The 15,473-nt window shown below is 54.4% G+C and carries 12 protein-coding genes; all 12 read right to left on the bottom strand.

Going from position 1 to position 15,473, the window contains the following annotated elements:
• Window positions 1-104: 104 nt before the first annotated feature.
• From ftsA to HK25_RS01640, 12 genes are read right to left on the bottom strand one after another with little or no spacing between them, the layout of a single operon-like run.
• Window positions 105-1,511, bottom strand: coding sequence for a cell division protein FtsA (gene ftsA / locus HK25_RS01585; RefSeq protein ID WP_086554552.1), 1,407 nt, complete (start codon window positions 1,509-1,511; stop codon window positions 105-107).
• Window positions 1,508-2,371 carry a cell division protein FtsQ/DivIB gene (locus tag HK25_RS01590; RefSeq protein ID WP_086554553.1) on the bottom strand — a complete coding sequence of 288 codons (864 nt, stop codon included), beginning with the start codon at window positions 2,369-2,371 and terminating at the stop codon, window positions 1,508-1,510. The genes ftsA and HK25_RS01590 overlap by 4 nt, the downstream gene beginning before the upstream one ends.
• Window positions 2,371-3,309 (bottom strand): D-alanine--D-alanine ligase, encoded by a 939-nt coding sequence (locus tag HK25_RS01595; protein WP_086635089.1) that lies wholly within the window; start codon window positions 3,307-3,309, stop codon window positions 2,371-2,373. Before HK25_RS01595 ends, HK25_RS01590 begins: the two co-directional genes overlap by 1 nt.
• Window positions 3,306-4,244, bottom strand: a complete 939-nt coding sequence (gene murB / locus HK25_RS01600) for a UDP-N-acetylmuramate dehydrogenase (protein WP_086635090.1) — start codon at window positions 4,242-4,244, stop codon at window positions 3,306-3,308. The genes HK25_RS01595 and murB overlap by 4 nt, the downstream gene beginning before the upstream one ends.
• Window positions 4,241-5,668: a UDP-N-acetylmuramate--L-alanine ligase gene (gene murC / locus HK25_RS01605; protein ID WP_086554556.1), complete on the bottom strand. Its 1,428-nt coding sequence runs from the start codon at window positions 5,666-5,668 to the stop codon at window positions 4,241-4,243. The genes murB and murC overlap by 4 nt, the downstream gene beginning before the upstream one ends.
• Before the next feature lie 2 nt (window positions 5,669-5,670).
• Window positions 5,671-6,819: an undecaprenyldiphospho-muramoylpentapeptide beta-N-acetylglucosaminyltransferase gene (murG, locus tag HK25_RS01610; protein WP_086635091.1), complete on the bottom strand. Its 1,149-nt coding sequence runs from the start codon at window positions 6,817-6,819 to the stop codon at window positions 5,671-5,673.
• Window positions 6,816-7,982 carry an FtsW/RodA/SpoVE family cell cycle protein gene (locus HK25_RS01615; protein WP_086635092.1) on the bottom strand — a complete coding sequence of 389 codons (1,167 nt, stop codon included), beginning with the start codon at window positions 7,980-7,982 and terminating at the stop codon, window positions 6,816-6,818. Before HK25_RS01615 ends, murG begins: the two co-directional genes overlap by 4 nt.
• The gene (murD, locus tag HK25_RS01620) at window positions 7,982-9,412 is read right to left on the bottom strand and encodes a UDP-N-acetylmuramoyl-L-alanine--D-glutamate ligase (protein ID WP_086635093.1); all 1,431 of its coding nucleotides are present in this window, start codon (window positions 9,410-9,412) and stop codon (window positions 7,982-7,984) included. The genes HK25_RS01615 and murD overlap by 1 nt, the downstream gene beginning before the upstream one ends.
• Window positions 9,409-10,503 carry a phospho-N-acetylmuramoyl-pentapeptide-transferase gene (mraY, locus tag HK25_RS01625; RefSeq protein ID WP_086635094.1) on the bottom strand — a complete coding sequence of 365 codons (1,095 nt, stop codon included), beginning with the start codon at window positions 10,501-10,503 and terminating at the stop codon, window positions 9,409-9,411. Before mraY ends, murD begins: the two co-directional genes overlap by 4 nt.
• Window positions 10,503-11,891, bottom strand: coding sequence for a UDP-N-acetylmuramoyl-tripeptide--D-alanyl-D-alanine ligase (gene murF, locus HK25_RS01630; RefSeq protein ID WP_086635095.1), 1,389 nt, complete (start codon window positions 11,889-11,891; stop codon window positions 10,503-10,505). The genes mraY and murF overlap by 1 nt, the downstream gene beginning before the upstream one ends.
• Window positions 11,888-13,378, bottom strand: a complete 1,491-nt coding sequence (locus tag HK25_RS01635) for a UDP-N-acetylmuramoyl-L-alanyl-D-glutamate--2,6-diaminopimelate ligase (protein WP_086635096.1) — start codon at window positions 13,376-13,378, stop codon at window positions 11,888-11,890. The genes murF and HK25_RS01635 overlap by 4 nt, the downstream gene beginning before the upstream one ends.
• Entirely contained in the window at window positions 13,375-15,441 is a 2,067-nt protein-coding gene (locus tag HK25_RS01640) for a penicillin-binding protein 2 (protein ID WP_086635097.1), read from the bottom strand. The genes HK25_RS01635 and HK25_RS01640 overlap by 4 nt, the downstream gene beginning before the upstream one ends.
• Window positions 15,442-15,473: the final 32 nt, after the last annotated feature.

Raw genomic sequence — 15,473 nt, forward strand, 5'->3', positions numbered from 1 at the left:
TAAGGCATCTCCCGGTAGAGGGGCAAAAAGCAGAGCAAGAGGCAGGCTGACATTTTACAGATGGCCACGTCAGACGGCCTTATACAGAGGGTTATCCGAGTATATCAGACTTTTTCACGAATAAAAGCGACGACTTTCTGTAAAAAACCTGAAGGTTGTGTTTCTCTGAATTCAACATCACCGAAAGGTCTTTCCGCGCTGGCTGCCCATGAGAGCAGCCCGGCTGCTGTGGCAAAGCCAGCTGAAGCAGCGGTTTTCTCTGGTAAATCAATAATATTTTTGGGCCTGCCAAGTCTGACAGAACGGTTAAATGCAGGGCCGTGACGGCCTTTTGCTGAAGGCGCGCCAAGAATTCGTTCAGCCAGGGGGCGTATGCCGTCAAGTAAAGATCCGCCGCCAGTCAGCACAATACGGCCGCTTGCGGCACTGCCAAGGCCGGCTCCATCAAGCTTTTCACGCACTAATTCGAGAGTTTCTTCCATACGGGGGCGAATGATTCTGCCAAGATGCGAGCGGGAAATCTGCTCAAAATGCGGCACATCATTTCCCAGCAGCTCAACTGTCAGCAGGTCATCTTCCACGTCGGATGCCAGGTCTGCGCTGCCATAAACAGTTTTCAGACGCTCAGCATTTTCAAGTGATGTGCTCAGTCCGCGCGCAATGTCACGGGTAACGTGCTGTCCACCAACGCCAATCTGTGTTGTGTGCAGAAGCTGGCCTTCACCAAAAACGGCAAGAGATGTGGTGCCACCTCCCATATCAATGACCGTCGTACCAAGTTCGCGTTCATCAGCATTAAGAACGGACAGACCTGACGCCATGGGAGAAGAAACAAGGGCGTCGAGCTTAAGCTCTGAACGGTTGAGAACAGTCTGAAGGTTCAGAAGGGCTGTAGATGCGGCATCAATAATATTCAGTCTGACTTTCAGAGTGTCGCAGAGGTGACCGCGGGGGTCGACGACATTTTCTGTATCATCGACAGTAAAGTCGATAGGAAGCGTATGCACGACCTCACGCCCTTCAAGCGTGGCCTGCATGCGCCCTTCATTGATAATGCGCCTGATATCAGCTTCAGAAACAATACGCCCGCCTATAGGCCAGCGTACGTTATACAAACGGCTTGCCGGGTGCCCGCAGGAGAGATTGACCACAACTCCGTCAACTGAGCGGTCAGCCATTCTTTCAGCCTGACCAACTGTTGCACGTATGGCAGCCTCAGCTTTGTGCAGGTCTGTGATTGCACCATTGCGAATACCATCAGCCCGACGCCAGCCACAGCCCACAACGCGAAGGATACCATTACTTTCGCCACGTCCGATAAGGCAGGTTATTTTCGTTGAGCCAATATCGAGAACAGCAAAATAACCGCTGCGCCAGGGCTTCTGACGTTTACTGTTATCGGAGGAGGGAGGCAGCAAAGATGAGGAATGATGGTTCACAGGCAGACCAGAAGAAGAACGTTTTGGACGCAGTGACCAGCCCGAAGATGCAGAAGGAGAAAGACTGGTCATGGTGTGTGTTCCGGTGGAGGCGAAGAAGATGTGCCCGAGAGTCCGGGCTCTGACTGTTGTTTTGTTACGGTCAGCCGGTCAGGCAGACGCATATCAACAGAGACAATAGACCGGTCCAGCAGATGTGTCGATTTCTGAATAGAGGCCAGTCTGTGAATAGCGGGCTCTTCCTCACCTTCAGGGAGAAGAACAGTAATATTGTTGTGCAGAACGAGGTTCCAGCGTCGTTCATTGACCCTGACAGCCGCAGCGACATGACTGCGTATTTCAGGCTCCTTTGATAAAACATCAATCAGGGAGGCAGCAGCTTCACTGGCACCCACACCCACAACCAGGGGCAGCTTCGTGAAAGCTTCAGCATCTTTACCGGTCATGCCCTGATCAGGCACAGGGTTACCCTGCCTGTCGATGAGAATGAAGTGCCTGTTATGCTGCCAGACCGCGAAGGGAGGACGTTCTGTAATATGAACAACAATGTCACCAGCCAGGTGACGTTCTACGATAACGTGGTCGACAAAAGGCAGCTTATTAAGGCGGTCACGGGCACCACTGACACTAAATGCGAGAATTGGGTCGCCAACATGAACCCCCAGAGCTTCTGAAATAGCTTCAGGGCTGGTGAGCTGGGCACCATCTGTTTTAATTGAGACAATGTGCAGCGGTGCTTTGCTGGCAATGTGCTGTAACCAGGAGGAGAGGTGAGATTTGGTCTGAGGAGAACTCAGATATAAAAAGCCTCCGCCCGCCAGAATGCCCACAAGAAACAGACCGGCAACGGGGCGCAGCGTTTTTTTCTGTCTGCGCATAAACAGTTGCAGACGTGATGGTCTGTCTGCCGGAGGGGGGGGAGGCATACGCATTATTTGTTAAGGGCCTGCTCTGTCAGCCAGCTGCACAGCTCAGGGTAGCTTATTCCACACCATGCGGCCTGCTCTGGCAGCAGAGAGGTCGCGGTCATGCCAGGCTGAGTGTTGACCTCAAGCAAGACCAGGCGCGCAGGGCCAGAGCCGGTATCGTCAAGGCGAAAGTCAGCGCGTGAGGCACCTGAACAGCCCAGAGCCTGATGTGCTTTGACGGATGCTTCAAGAGCCTGCTGCGCTGTTGTTTCGTCAAGCTGAGCCGGCAGCACATGTGTTGAGCCGCCCGTCTTATATTTTGCATCATAGTCGTAGAAATCATGCCCCTGACCGGGGGTTGGTGTGATGTCAGTAATGGTCAGTGCACGGTCACCCATGACACCGACCGTAATTTCACGGCCAGGAATAAACTCTTCTGCCAGGGCATACGGGCCGTAGCCCCAGTTTGCAGCGATTTCTTTACGCTGATCTGAGCCTTCACGGATGATATAGACACCTACAGATGAGCCTTCATTCAGTGGTTTAATCACGTAGGGGGCAGGGAGAGGATCAGCTTTTGCGAGTTCTTCAATGCTGACGACTTTACCTTTTGCAACGGGCAGGCCAGCCGCCAGAAAAACAGCGCGTGCGGCAGCTTTATCCATAGCAACAGCTGAGGCGCGGACATCAGAATGGGTGTAGGGAATTTTCATCCATTCAAGAATGCCCTGAATACAGCCATCTTCGCCATATCGCCCGTGGAGGGCATTAAAGACGACATCCGGTTTTTGTTCTTTAAGGTTGCTCACCAGTGCGGCGAGGTCAGAGGAGGCATCAAGCTCGCTGACGATATAACCGGCAGTGCGCAGGGCTTCGGCAACATTTTTACCGGAAACAAGACTGACTTCGCGCTCTGAAGACATACCTCCCATCAGAACGGTGACGCGCCTGGCTGTTGTCATTCAGAGACTCCTGCTTTGCCGATACGTTTAATTTCCCAGTGAAGGGTAACGCCTGAATGGTCTGCAACGCGCTGGCGGACATGATTGCCAAGAGATTCCAGATCTGACGCGCTTGCTGTACCTGTGTTAATTAAAAAATTGCAATGTTTTTCGCTGACCTGTGCTCCGCCCATCTGCAAACCGCGACAGCCGGCCTGGTCAATGAGCTGCCATGCTTTCAGCAGTGATTCTTCAGCATCAGGATTGCGGAATGTCGAGCCACCCGTTCTGGCTCTGACGGGCTGAGAGTCTTCACGGGCTGCACGAATGGCTGAGATAGACGCTGCAATATCAGCCGGGCTGGCCGGCGTGCCGCGCAGACGCAGGCGTGTAACGACAGCCCCCTCTGGCAGCCCGGAGCGACGATATCCAAAATTGAGTGCCCCGGCATCAAGCCTGATAACAGAGCCATCGCGCGTGACAATTTCTGCCCAGTCAAGGATGGTTGCAATGTCAGACCCATAGGCTCCGGCATTCATGCGTACGGCACCACCTGCTGAACCGGGAATGCCAGCCAGAAATTCAAGTCCGGCCAGTCCGGCCTGAGCGGCATGTTCAGCGATTGTGGCATCAAGACAGGCTGCCCCGACAATCAGACCATCTTTCTCGGTCACGATGTCAGAAAAACCACGGCTCAGGCGCAGCACAACCCCTTCTATTCCTCCATCACGCACAATGACGTTAGAGCAGGCACCAAGGGTCGTGACAGGCAGCTCCGGTGACAGGTTTTGCATAACCGCAGCAAGGTCATCCGTATCCGCAGGCTGAAAGAGCCATTCAGCGGCACCGCCAGTACGAAACCATGTGCGTGGCCCAAGCAGAGCCTGTTCAGTTACGCGCCCCCGCGCTGAGCTAAAAGCTTTTTGCACAAGGCTGATCATGCTTGGGGCTGTCATGATGACTGCCCGGCCTGAGCCTGCAGCGCAGCAAGCTGCTCTGGCAGGGCCTGGGCCCATGTTGTGATCGTCCCCGCACCAAGGCAGACAACCAGGTCGCCAGGCTTTGCAATATCGTGCACCATGGCAGCAAGCTCATCAGGGCTGTTAAGACCAGAAACAGAGCGGTGACCACGTTCACGCAGACCCTCGATCAGAGCATTGCGGTCAATGCCATCAATCGGTGCTTCACCCGCAGCATATACATCGGAGACAATAACGGTGTCTGCATCGTTCATACAGGTGCAGAAATCTGAGAAGAGCATTTGCAGGCGTGAGTAACGATGAGGCTGCATTACAGCAATGACGTTACGCGCCCCGGCCTGGCGGGCGGCTTTTAAAACCGCAGCAATTTCTACCGGGTGATGACCGTAATCATCAATTACGGTAATGCCGCCGGTTTCACCTGTGCGGGTAAAGCGGCGTTTCACACCACGGAAAGAGGCAAGGCCTGAGCGAATGACATCGTCAGAAATCTGCATTTCAGTGGCAACGGCAATGGCCGCCAGTGCATTCTGAACATTATGGGCACCCAGCATTGGCAGGCGGAAGGGGCCTGCTCTGCGTGTTTCACGAGAGACCCGGTCTGTCAGTACGACGTCAAATGTTGCGCCGGTTTTGTCTGTCTCTAATTTTTCTGCTCTGACATCAGCCTGAGGAGAGAAACCATAAGTGACAATACGATGGTCTGACAGGCGCGGGATCATCTGCTGCACAGCCGGATGGTCGATGCATAAAACAGCAAAGCCATAAAAAGGCACGTTAGAGACAAACTGGTCGTAGGCCGCTTCCATAGCCTCGGCTGAACCCCAGTGGTCCAGATGTTCGGGGTCCATGTTTGTCACGACAGAAATGACAGCCGGGAGACGGAGGAAAGATCCATCACTTTCGTCAGCCTCGGCAACCATCCAGTCACCTTTGCCCATACGGGCATTGGTGCCATAGGCCTCAATAATGCCACCGTTAATGACGGTAGGGTCCAGGTGTGCGGCTTCGAGTACAGCGGCAACCAGGCTGGTGGTTGTGGTTTTTCCGTGTGTCCCCCCGATCGCAACAGACCAGCGCAGGCGCATGAGTTCAGCCAGCATTTCGGCGCGCCGCACAACAGGCACAAGGCGGCTGCGTGCAGCAACAACCTCAGGGTTGTCACGGCTTACTGCAGTTGAAATAACAACGACCTGCGCCTCGCCCAGGTTTTCTGCTGCATGCCCGACAGTGACAGGAATACCGGCAGCCCGCAGGCGTTTAACATTGGCATTTTCGCTGATGTCAGACCCCTGAACAGAGTAACCCAGCATACTGAGCACCTCAGCAATGCCTGACATGCCAATACCACCAATGCCGACAAAGTGGATGGTGCCGATCGAGAGGGGCAGAGCTCTCATATTCAGACTGTTTTCTGAGGGCTGTGAGGAGGCTGGTTTACTGAAGATGGGGAAAGATGAAAGCATTCTTCTACACTGTCAGCCAGGTGTCTGGCGGCATCGGGACGGGCAAGCCTGGCAGCTGCGGCTGCAGCGCGCTCAAGCTCATCGGGTGAGGTAAGTAAATCTGTGAGGCGTGATGCCAGAGCAACAGGCGTAAAGTCGGGCTGGCGCATGATCCAGCCTGCTCCGGCAGAGGTGATGGCCTTGGCATTTTCAGTCTGCTCATCGCTGGCTGCTATGGGCAGTGGAACGAGAATGGAAGGGCGCCCGGCAACAGTCAGCTCTGCAATGGATGACCCTCCGGCGCGGCCAATAACCAGATGCGCTGACCTGAGAAGATCGGGCACATCGCTGAGGAAGGACTCAACACGGGCATTCAGGCCAAGCTCTGCATATGTTTTGCGCACGACCTCGATATCGGCTTTGCGGGCTTGTTGTGTTACGCGCAGGCGCTTACGCAGCTCGGGGGAAAGGCGTGCCAGTGCAGCCGGCAATACTTCAGAAAAAACAGTAGCCCCGAGCGAACCTCCCCATACCAGCAGGCTGATAGTTTCGCCAGGTGGAGTAAATGGCTCGCCTGCCAGTGCGGTGATGGCCGGACGTACCGGCATGCCCGTCAGCACGGTATGGGTGCCAACTGGCAGGCGGGCTACGGTCGGGAAGGATGTCGCAATGACATCAGCAAAGCGGGAGAGAACAGCATTAGCCTGCCCAAGAATGGCGTTACCTTCGTGGATGATCAGCGGAGGGTGTGTCTTACCCATAAGCCGCGCACCCAGCAGGGGAGCAACGGAGGGGTAGCCACCAAAGCCGACAACAGCATCAGGCCTGATGGTTTGCAGCAGTGAGCGGGCTTTCCATGCACTTTTGAGAAGTGTCAGGCAGGCTTTCAGCGCGCGCAGAGGGTTACGCCCCACCACGCCTGAGGCAGGCAGGGTAAACTGCTGACCTTTGGAGAAGACACCCTCACTGATAGCGCCCGTGCGCTCATCGGTCATAAGTACAAGGGTATGCCCGCGGGCACTCAGCTCATCTGCCAGAGCCTGCGCGGGGAAAAAATGTCCGCCCGTTCCGCCGGCTGCGATCACAATGGTGCGTGATGTGCTCATGGTGTGCGTCCCTGTGTTCGGGGGGTTAAAAGGGGTGAACCAAAATTTGCGCGATCCCCTGGCTGATGGCGGGTCAGAGCGAGGACCATACCCAGAGCCAGAGCAATCGACATTGCTGAAGAGCCACCGTAAGAAATAAAGGGTAGTGTCATGCCTTTGGTCGGGATCAGATGCAGGGTTGAAGCCATATTTACAAAAGCCTGAAACCCAAAACCAGAAATAAGTCCCGTTACAGCAATAACGACGAAAGCATTATCTTCACGAATAAGGCGCAGCAGCGTGCGGATGATAATAACACTAAAGACAAGAATGATAAGCATGCAAACAATCATGCCATATTCCTCGCCTGCAACGGCAAAAACAAAGTCAGCATGAGCATCTGGCAGCAGGTCTTTAACCCGCCCTTCACCTGGACCGCGCCCGGCCAGGCCGCCATTGCCAAAAGCACGCAGTGCAGTGTCAATCTGATAATGGTCGCCTACATCAGGGTGCAGAAAGCGCTCAACACGTGAGCGCACATGGTGAAACAGAAAAAAGGCTGAAATGCCAGCAGCAATAATAAGAGCAACACCAACGCCGACCAGGGCCAGGCTCAGACCATCGACAAAAAGCTGGATCAGAAATACCAGCGTTACGACGGTCAGCATGCCAATGTCAGGCTGCGATTTAAGCAGCATGAGGATAATGCCATACAGAACAAAAGCGATCAGCATCCCTGGCAGATAGCGTGACAGGCGCCGCTGTGTCAGAAGCCAGCCGGTAACCACAGCAAAACAGGGTTTCAGAAACTCAGAAGGCTGGAGAGACATAAGTGGCAGTGCAATCCAGCGGCGAGCCCCTTTAATTTCAATGCCATGCACCAGTGTCAGCAGGGTTGCCCCGAGCATCAGCGCCCCGCAGACCATAGCCAGTCTGAGAACAGTTCTGCGCGACAGCATTGAAACGCCGGTCATAATCGTACCGGCAACGGTGAGAAACATCACCTGCTTTAAAATAAACATATTGCGCGATGCGCCGATACGTACTGCAACAGCAGGGCTTGCAGCCAGCATAAGAATATAGCCAAACCCGATCAGAATGAAGGCACAGATGAGCGTTGTGCGGTCAACACTGCGCCACCATCGCCCAAAGGGGGAATCATCACTGCGGGAAAAGCCTGGCATCAGATACTTTCTCCTGGCTGAGAAACAGACGGGTTCGTCAGAGCCTGTGCCAGCTGCTGAAAATATAACCCACGTGCTTCAAAACCTGAAAACTGGTCAAAGCTTGCACAGGCAGGGGAGAGCAGCACAACAGGTGTCTGTGAGCTCTTTGCCTCAGCAAAAGCCGCAGGCACAGCCTTGTCAAGCGTGCCGGCAACCGTAAAGGGGACCTGATGCGCACGGAGTGTTTCTGCCAGCTTTTCAGCATCGCGTCCGATCAGGAAAGCATGTCTGATACGCGGGAAATATGATGAAAGTGAGTCAATACCACCTTCTTTTGCTATGCCACCGGCAATCCAGATCAGCTTTTCATAACAGTCGAGCGCCCGCGCTGTTGCATCAGCATTCGTGGCTTTGCTGTCATCGATAAACGTTACCCCCTGATGCTGTACGACAATTTTTTGCCGGTGCGGTAATCCAGCAAAAGAGGAAAGGCACTGACGGATAACGTCAGGATTAACGCCCAGAAACTCTGCCATAGCCCATGCTGCCGCTGCATTTTGTGCGTTGTGACTACCTGGCAGGGCAGGACCCGCAGAGGCGAGCTTTTCCGTTTTGCGGCGGAGTATTTTTCCGTCTGCGAAAATATCAGCCTGTGGTTCATCAGGGTTGCCCGAGATGGTTATGCAGTTACAGTTTTTTGTCCGTAACTCATCAATGACAGCGCGGCAAAAATTATCTTCAATGCCGACAACAGCAAGGTCGTTTTGTGTCTGACCTTTAAAGATCTGCTTTTTGGCCTCGGTATATCCGCTCATGCCATCATGACGATCAAGATGGTCAGGTGTCAGGTTAAGCAGGCAGGCGACATCAAAATGCATGCTCTCAAGGCGCTCAAGCATGTAGGATGACATCTCAAGCACATATACACCGTTGTCCGGCAAAAGTGGCAGGCTGAGTGCCGCGGGGCCGAGATTGCCTCCCGCCGCAACAGGCATGCCAGCCTGTTCAAGGATATAAGCGAGGAGGGTTGTGGTCGTGCTTTTGCCATTTGTGCCGGTAATGCCGGCAAAGCGTGCCTTGCTGCCAGCTTTACGCACAGCCTGAAACAGCAGTTCAGCATCTGAAAGAACAGGTATACCTGCTGCACGGGCGCGGGCTGCTGCCGGGTGCGGAGCCGGCAGGATGTGGGGAATACCCGGAGACAGCACCAGAGCAGAAAAGCCATCGAAGGTTTCAGGTGGTGCAAGAGTAAGGCGGTTTTGTATGTCAGCAGGTTGCCGGGCAATAAGAGCAAGCAGGCCATTACGTGCCTGTTCGCTGTCGTCCCATGCCTGAACGCTCGCACCCATTTGCGCCAGGGCTATGGCTGCGGGGCTGCCGTTGCGCCCCAGACCCAGCACGGCATAGCGATGATCTGTAAAAAGAGTGTCAGGAAAAATATGTGTCATCGTAGTTTCAGCGTGGCCAGGCCGCACAGCCCCAGAACGATAGAGACAATCCAGAAACGGATCACGATTTTCGGTTCAGCCCAGCCTTTTTTCTCAAAATGATGGTGTATGGGCGCCATCAGAAAAATACGACGTCCTGTACGTTTATACCAGAAAACCTGTATCACAACGGAGCAGGTTTCAATGACAAACAGCCCGCCAACAATGCACAGTACCAGCTCATGTTTAATGGCAACTGCCAGGGCCCCCAGCGCCCCGCCAAGAGAGAGAGAGCCGGTGTCGCCCATGAATACCGAAGCCGGTGGTGCGTTAAACCACAAAAACCCTAAGCCGGCACCAATCAGGGCTGCACAGAAAACGGCCAGTTCACCGGCACCTGGTACGGCATGCACCTGTAGATAATCAGCAAAAACATGATTCCCGACAACGTAAGACAGCAGACCAAAGACCAGAGCGGCAATAACAACAGGCACAATAGCCAGGCCATCAAGGCCATCAGTGAAGTTCACAGCATTACCAAATCCGGTAATGGTGATCATGGCAAAAAGCGGAAAAGCAAAGCCGAGTGGCAGCAACAGGTCTTTAGCAAACGGAAAGGCCACTTTATTGGCGAGGTCAGGTGGCATCATGTGTTGCAGCCACCATCCGCAGAGCAGAGAGATCAGAAACTCGCTGCCAAGTCGCGCGCGCTTCGACACACCATCCGTATTGCGTTTTGAAAGCTTCAGATAATCATCGGCAAAGCCAACGCCGCCAAAGCCAAGAGTAGTCAGCATTACAGCCCATAAAAGCCCGTTAGACAGGTCACCCCATAATAATATGGAAACCAGCATTGAGATCAGAATAAGCACACCACCCATTGTTGGGGTGCCGGCTTTTTCAACCAGGTGGCGCTCTGGTCCGAGCGCTCTGATGGGCTGTCCGCCACGCTGGATACGTCTGAGCATGGCAATCAGAGGTTTGCCCAGAAACAGCGACACGACCAGTGCTGTCAGGCAGGCGCAGCCGGCACGAAAAGAGATGTAGCGCAGGAGGTTGATAAGCGGAACATGGCCATCATGCAGGCTAAGAGAGGAGAGAAAGGAGAGCATCAGGCGGGTTCCACATGAGACAGAGCAGTGAGAGCTTCGATAACGACACGCATGCGACTGCCAAGGCTGCCTTTAACCAGAAGCACATCCCCCCGCCGCAGGGCAGCGCAGGCAAGAGGGGCCAGGGCAGCAGAGTTTTCAGCCCATGCGCCCTGTTTCGCATGAGGCAGAGAATCATAGAGGGATTTCATGTGTGGTCCGCAGCAAAAAATAAGATCAGCACACTGAGCAGCAACAGGAGCCAGTGCGGCGTGTTCGGTCGTTGAAAAATCACCCAGCTCGCGAATATCGCCCAGTATGGCAATATGACGGCTGGCAGGAATCAGTCTGAGTGTCTCAAGCGTTGCTTTAACAGAAGCTGCTGAGGCATTATAGCTCTCGTCAAGCAGTGTTATGGCGCCGCCTGCAATGTGAGTAAAAGCGCCGCGTCCTTTCCCCGGGGAGAAACAGGCCATGGCAGCTGCGGCACGCGGCAGGTCACCTTTCAGGGCGGCTACGACGCCCAGTGCTGCCAGAGCATTGCGCACCAGGTGCTGACCCGGTGCGTTTAACCGCACAGAGACTGTACCGTGTGGTGTGCTCGCCTGAAAAGAAGAGCCTTCAGCCATCATATGCAGGTCAGATGCTCTGACGGTACTATCGGGCTTCTGACCACAGGACCATAATGTGCCGTGAACCGCAGCGGCTGCCTGTGTAAAAAAGCTTTGGCCGTGTGCATCGTCAGGTATCACAGCAATGCCATTTGTGGGCAGAGCAGAAATGAGCGCAGATTTTTCCTCAGCAATAGCATCAAGGCTGCCCATGTAGCCGATGTGAGCTGATGCGATGGTGGTGATAACTGCAATATCTGGGCGAACCATATGAGCCAGCGGCGAAATTTCGCCAGGGTGGTTCATGCCGATTTCACTGATGCAGAATGCTGCTTCACGGGGCAGGCGTGCCAGCGTGAGGGGGACGCCCCAGTGATTGTTATATGATGCTTCAGCCGCATGCACCTGCCCAAGTGCGCCCAGGGCGACGCGCAGCATTTCTTTGGTGGTCGTTTTACCAACACTGCCGGTGACGGCAATCGTTTTGCCGGCAAAGCGGGCGCGGGCTGCCATAGCCAGAGCCTGAAGCCCGCTCAGGGTATCAGACACAACAAGCAGGCGTGGGTCATCAGACGATATCGCATCATGCACCATGACCGCAGCCGCACCTTTTTCAAGCGCTGTGCTGATATGGGCATGTCCGTCACTGTTCTCGCCTTTCAGGGCAATGAACAAATCACCAGGAGCAAGGGTGCGGGTATCGATAGAAATACCGGTGATAAGAGCTGAGCATGGGCCGGTAAAATGTCCACCGGTTGCGGCTGTCAGTTCCTCAGCGGTCCAGAGTGGTCCGGTCATATAACACCTGCCAGTTCGCGCAGGACGGAGGCATCATCAAAAGGATGTATTTCAGTGCCAATAATCTGTCCCTGCTCGTGGCCTTTACCGGCAATGACAAGAATATCCTGAGGGGCTAACAGTGACAGCCCTTTAGCTATAGCATCTCTGCGGTTGCCAATGGTGAGGGCATCAGGGGCGCCGCTTTTGACTTCAGCACGGATGGAGGCGGCGTCTTCAGTTCTGGGGTTGTCATCTGTGATGATGACAATATCAGCACCTTTTGCCGCTTCCCGGGCCATAAGCGGGCGTTTGCCGCGGTCACGGTCTCCGCCTGCACCAAATACGACAATCAGACGACCCTGTGTGTGCGGGCGTAAAGAGGCCAGAAGGCTGGCAAGGGCATCAGGTGTGTGTGCATAATCAACATAGGCAGCAGCCCCGTCAGGCAGCATCAGCACCCGTTCCATCCGGCCTTTTACACCTTCAAGTCCGGGGAGGAGGGCGATAACATCCTGCAGGGATATGTCATTTTGTGCGGCGAGGGCTGCAGCCAGCAGGATATTGTCAACCTGATACCGGCCAGGCAGAGAAAGCGTCAGAGTATGACGGCTGCCATCTGCATCAATCACGATTTCCTGCCCTGTGGGGAGAGGGGTTTGTGAGATCAGGCGGATATAATCGCCCTCAGAGCCAACTGTGCGCAGGGTAAGTTTGCGCGCTTTTGCTGTTTCACGCAGTGCGGCAAGGGTTTGCGGGTCCATATCAGCATTGGCCGCTGCGACAGCGCCCTCTGGCAAGAGTTCAGAAAATAATCTGAGTTTTGCCGTGCGATAGGCCTCTGGCGTACCGTGGTAGTCAAGATGGTCGCGTGTCAGATTTGTAAAGCCCGCAGCAGTCAGATGCAGACCATCCAGACGGTTTTGCTGCAAACCATGAGAAGAGGCTTCAAGAGCAACATGATTAACCCCAGCCTGTGCAAGAGTAGCAAGACCGTTTGCCAGTGCGACAGGGTCAGGTGTAGTGAGCGCAGGCATTTTAAGCGGGGGCAGGTCAGTGCCGGTCAGCCCCAGTGTGCCAAGGGCAGCGGCCCGAAAACCATGCAGAGCCCAGAGCTGGCGTAAAAAACCAACAGTGCTCGTTTTGCCATTTGTACCGGTTACCGCCACCAGCGGTGCCGGTTGCCGGCCTGCAAGGGCAGCAGCCATAAGAGCCAGAGCCTTACGTGGATTTTCCGCACGCAAAAGGGGGCGTTGTGGCACGTCGGATGGCCAGGGAGTGTCATCATCAGGCATAAGAACCGCAGCGGCCCCCTGAGTGACGGCACTGGCGATAAAAGCGCGCCCATCAGTTTTTGTACCCGGCAAGGCAACAAATAAAGTACCCGGCGTAACAGCACGGCTGTCAGCCGTGACGGCGCTGATTGTGACGGTGTGAAAAAGACTGTGCTCATGAGAAGACACAGGCACATGTGCTGCGTGACACAGGGCGGGGAGAGAAAGGCTCATTCGTCCATGACCTCAGCAGATTGTTTTTTTTGTTGGGCTCTCAGGCGTTTTTCAGCCATTTGCATGGCTTTGCGTGCGGCTTCGGCTTTACGGGGGTCTCCGGGGTCGTTGCCTGGTCCCAGAGGGCGCACACCACGGGGAGGTGTCGGGTGCATGGGTAAAGCCATGCCTGCATCAATTTCTGCGGCATGGGCCGTGTCAGGAAAGATTTGTAGCATCGGACCAATACGCGTGATAATTTTTGACACAGTCGGGGCGGCGTTCCAGCCTGCGGTTGTCCAGCCATGTGTCTCTGGTGTTGGTTTGGGGCTGTCGAGCATGACATACACGGCATAGCGTGGTGCATTCATTGGGAAAATGCTGGTGAAGGCTGAAATATTTGTATGTTTCAGATAGCCACCGTGTGGTCCGATTTTTTCAGCTGTACCCGTTTTACCGCCAACAAAATACCCTGGAGATTCAGCCGTTTTACCCGTGCCTTTTGTAACATCAAGGCGTAGCAGCCTGCGAAGGAGAGCTGATATCTGTTCAGAGATAACCCGCTTACCCTGGGGTGTCGGCTGGGGGTCATCACCGTCTTTGTTGTCTGCTGTGCTGTCAGCCTGCTGTGCCTGAGCATGGGTAAGAGCCTGCTGGAAGGCCGCGCTTTGCAGGTCTCTCAGGTTTGCATCAGCAGCGGGAGCTTCGTTTCTGGCTTTAACAACAGATTCAGCGGCTTCACCGGCTTCCAGTAATGTTGGTTTAATCAGTATCCCACCATTAACGGTTGCTGCTGTACCGCGCACAATGGCCAGGGGAGATTCTGCAATGCCGTGACCAAATCCGACTGTCATCGTTGTTGAAAGGCTCCAGCGATGAGGCACGAGTGGGCGGGCGGCTTCAGGCAGTTCAATTGGTACGGGAGCAAAAAATCCCATATCTTTCATCCAGGCGGCCTGTTTTACAGCACCAACGTCAAGCGCGATATGTGCCGCTGCCGGGTTGGATGAGTAAGCCATCACTTCGGGCAGGCTTAGCCATTCCGTGAAATGATCACTTTTCATGTCAGAGATTTTGAATCGTCCGACATGAATGGGCACAGAAGAAAAACGGTCCCAGATATGAATGGTGCCGGTTTGCAGCCCCATAGCAGCAGTCTGAAGTTTAAAAGTAGAACCAGGCTCATATAGCCCGGTTACTGCCCTGTTAAAATGCTCATCATTTTTTGCGTGCACAAAATCATTGGCATCAAAATCAGGCAGACTGACCATGGCGATGATTTCGCCGGTATGGACATCCATCACGATGGCACAGGCACCAATAGCCTGGAATGTTGCCATAGCAGCAGCAAGCTCGTCCCGGACGACTGACTGCACGCGCACGTCAAGAGAAAGACGCAGGGGAGTGCGGTCAGACATCAGGCGTGTGTTAAAATAACGCTCTACCCCGGCAATACCATGATCATCAATATCAACCGCCCCGATAATATGGGCAGCTGTGCGGCCAAGAGGGTAGCGGCGGCGCTCACCCTGCTCAAAATAAATACCGGGAATACCAAGGTTGTTGATCGCCATCTCCTGCTGTGGGGAGATGTTACGTGCAATATAAACAAACTGTTTGGGTAGCGAGAGGCGACGTGTAACCTCTTCTAAATTCAGGTCATGCAGAACAGACTGAAGTTTCTTAGCCACATCCTGCGGGTCAATCAGCTCCTGCGGGTTAGCATAGACCTGAGCAACCGGCAGAGATAAAGCCAGTGTCTGCCCGTTACGGTCGATAACAGATGCCCGATGTACCTGAGGCAGAGAGAAATCAGCTGACAGGCTGCCTTTAGGGTCAATTTGCGGGATCTTAGGTACCTGCGGGGCAATCTGCCGGCTTTCAGGTGCCATAGGAGCAAAGACTGTCGCGATGGAGAGCTTGACGGCTACGGCAGAAAAAAGACCAAAGAAACCGGCAGCAACGACAAGGAGCCTGACATGCATTTTATCGCGATGCGCGCGTGCGCGCAGGTCATCCCCGGTGACGCGTACTGTGCGTGATGGGGGTGAAGACGGACCAGATTCTTGAGGCGATCGGGCCATTGCAGGATGCAGACACTTTCAGGCTGTAAACA

This window comes from Acetobacter sp. DsW_059, from assembly GCF_002153695.1.
GTDB lineage: Bacteria > Pseudomonadota > Alphaproteobacteria > Acetobacterales > Acetobacteraceae > Acetobacter > Acetobacter thailandicus.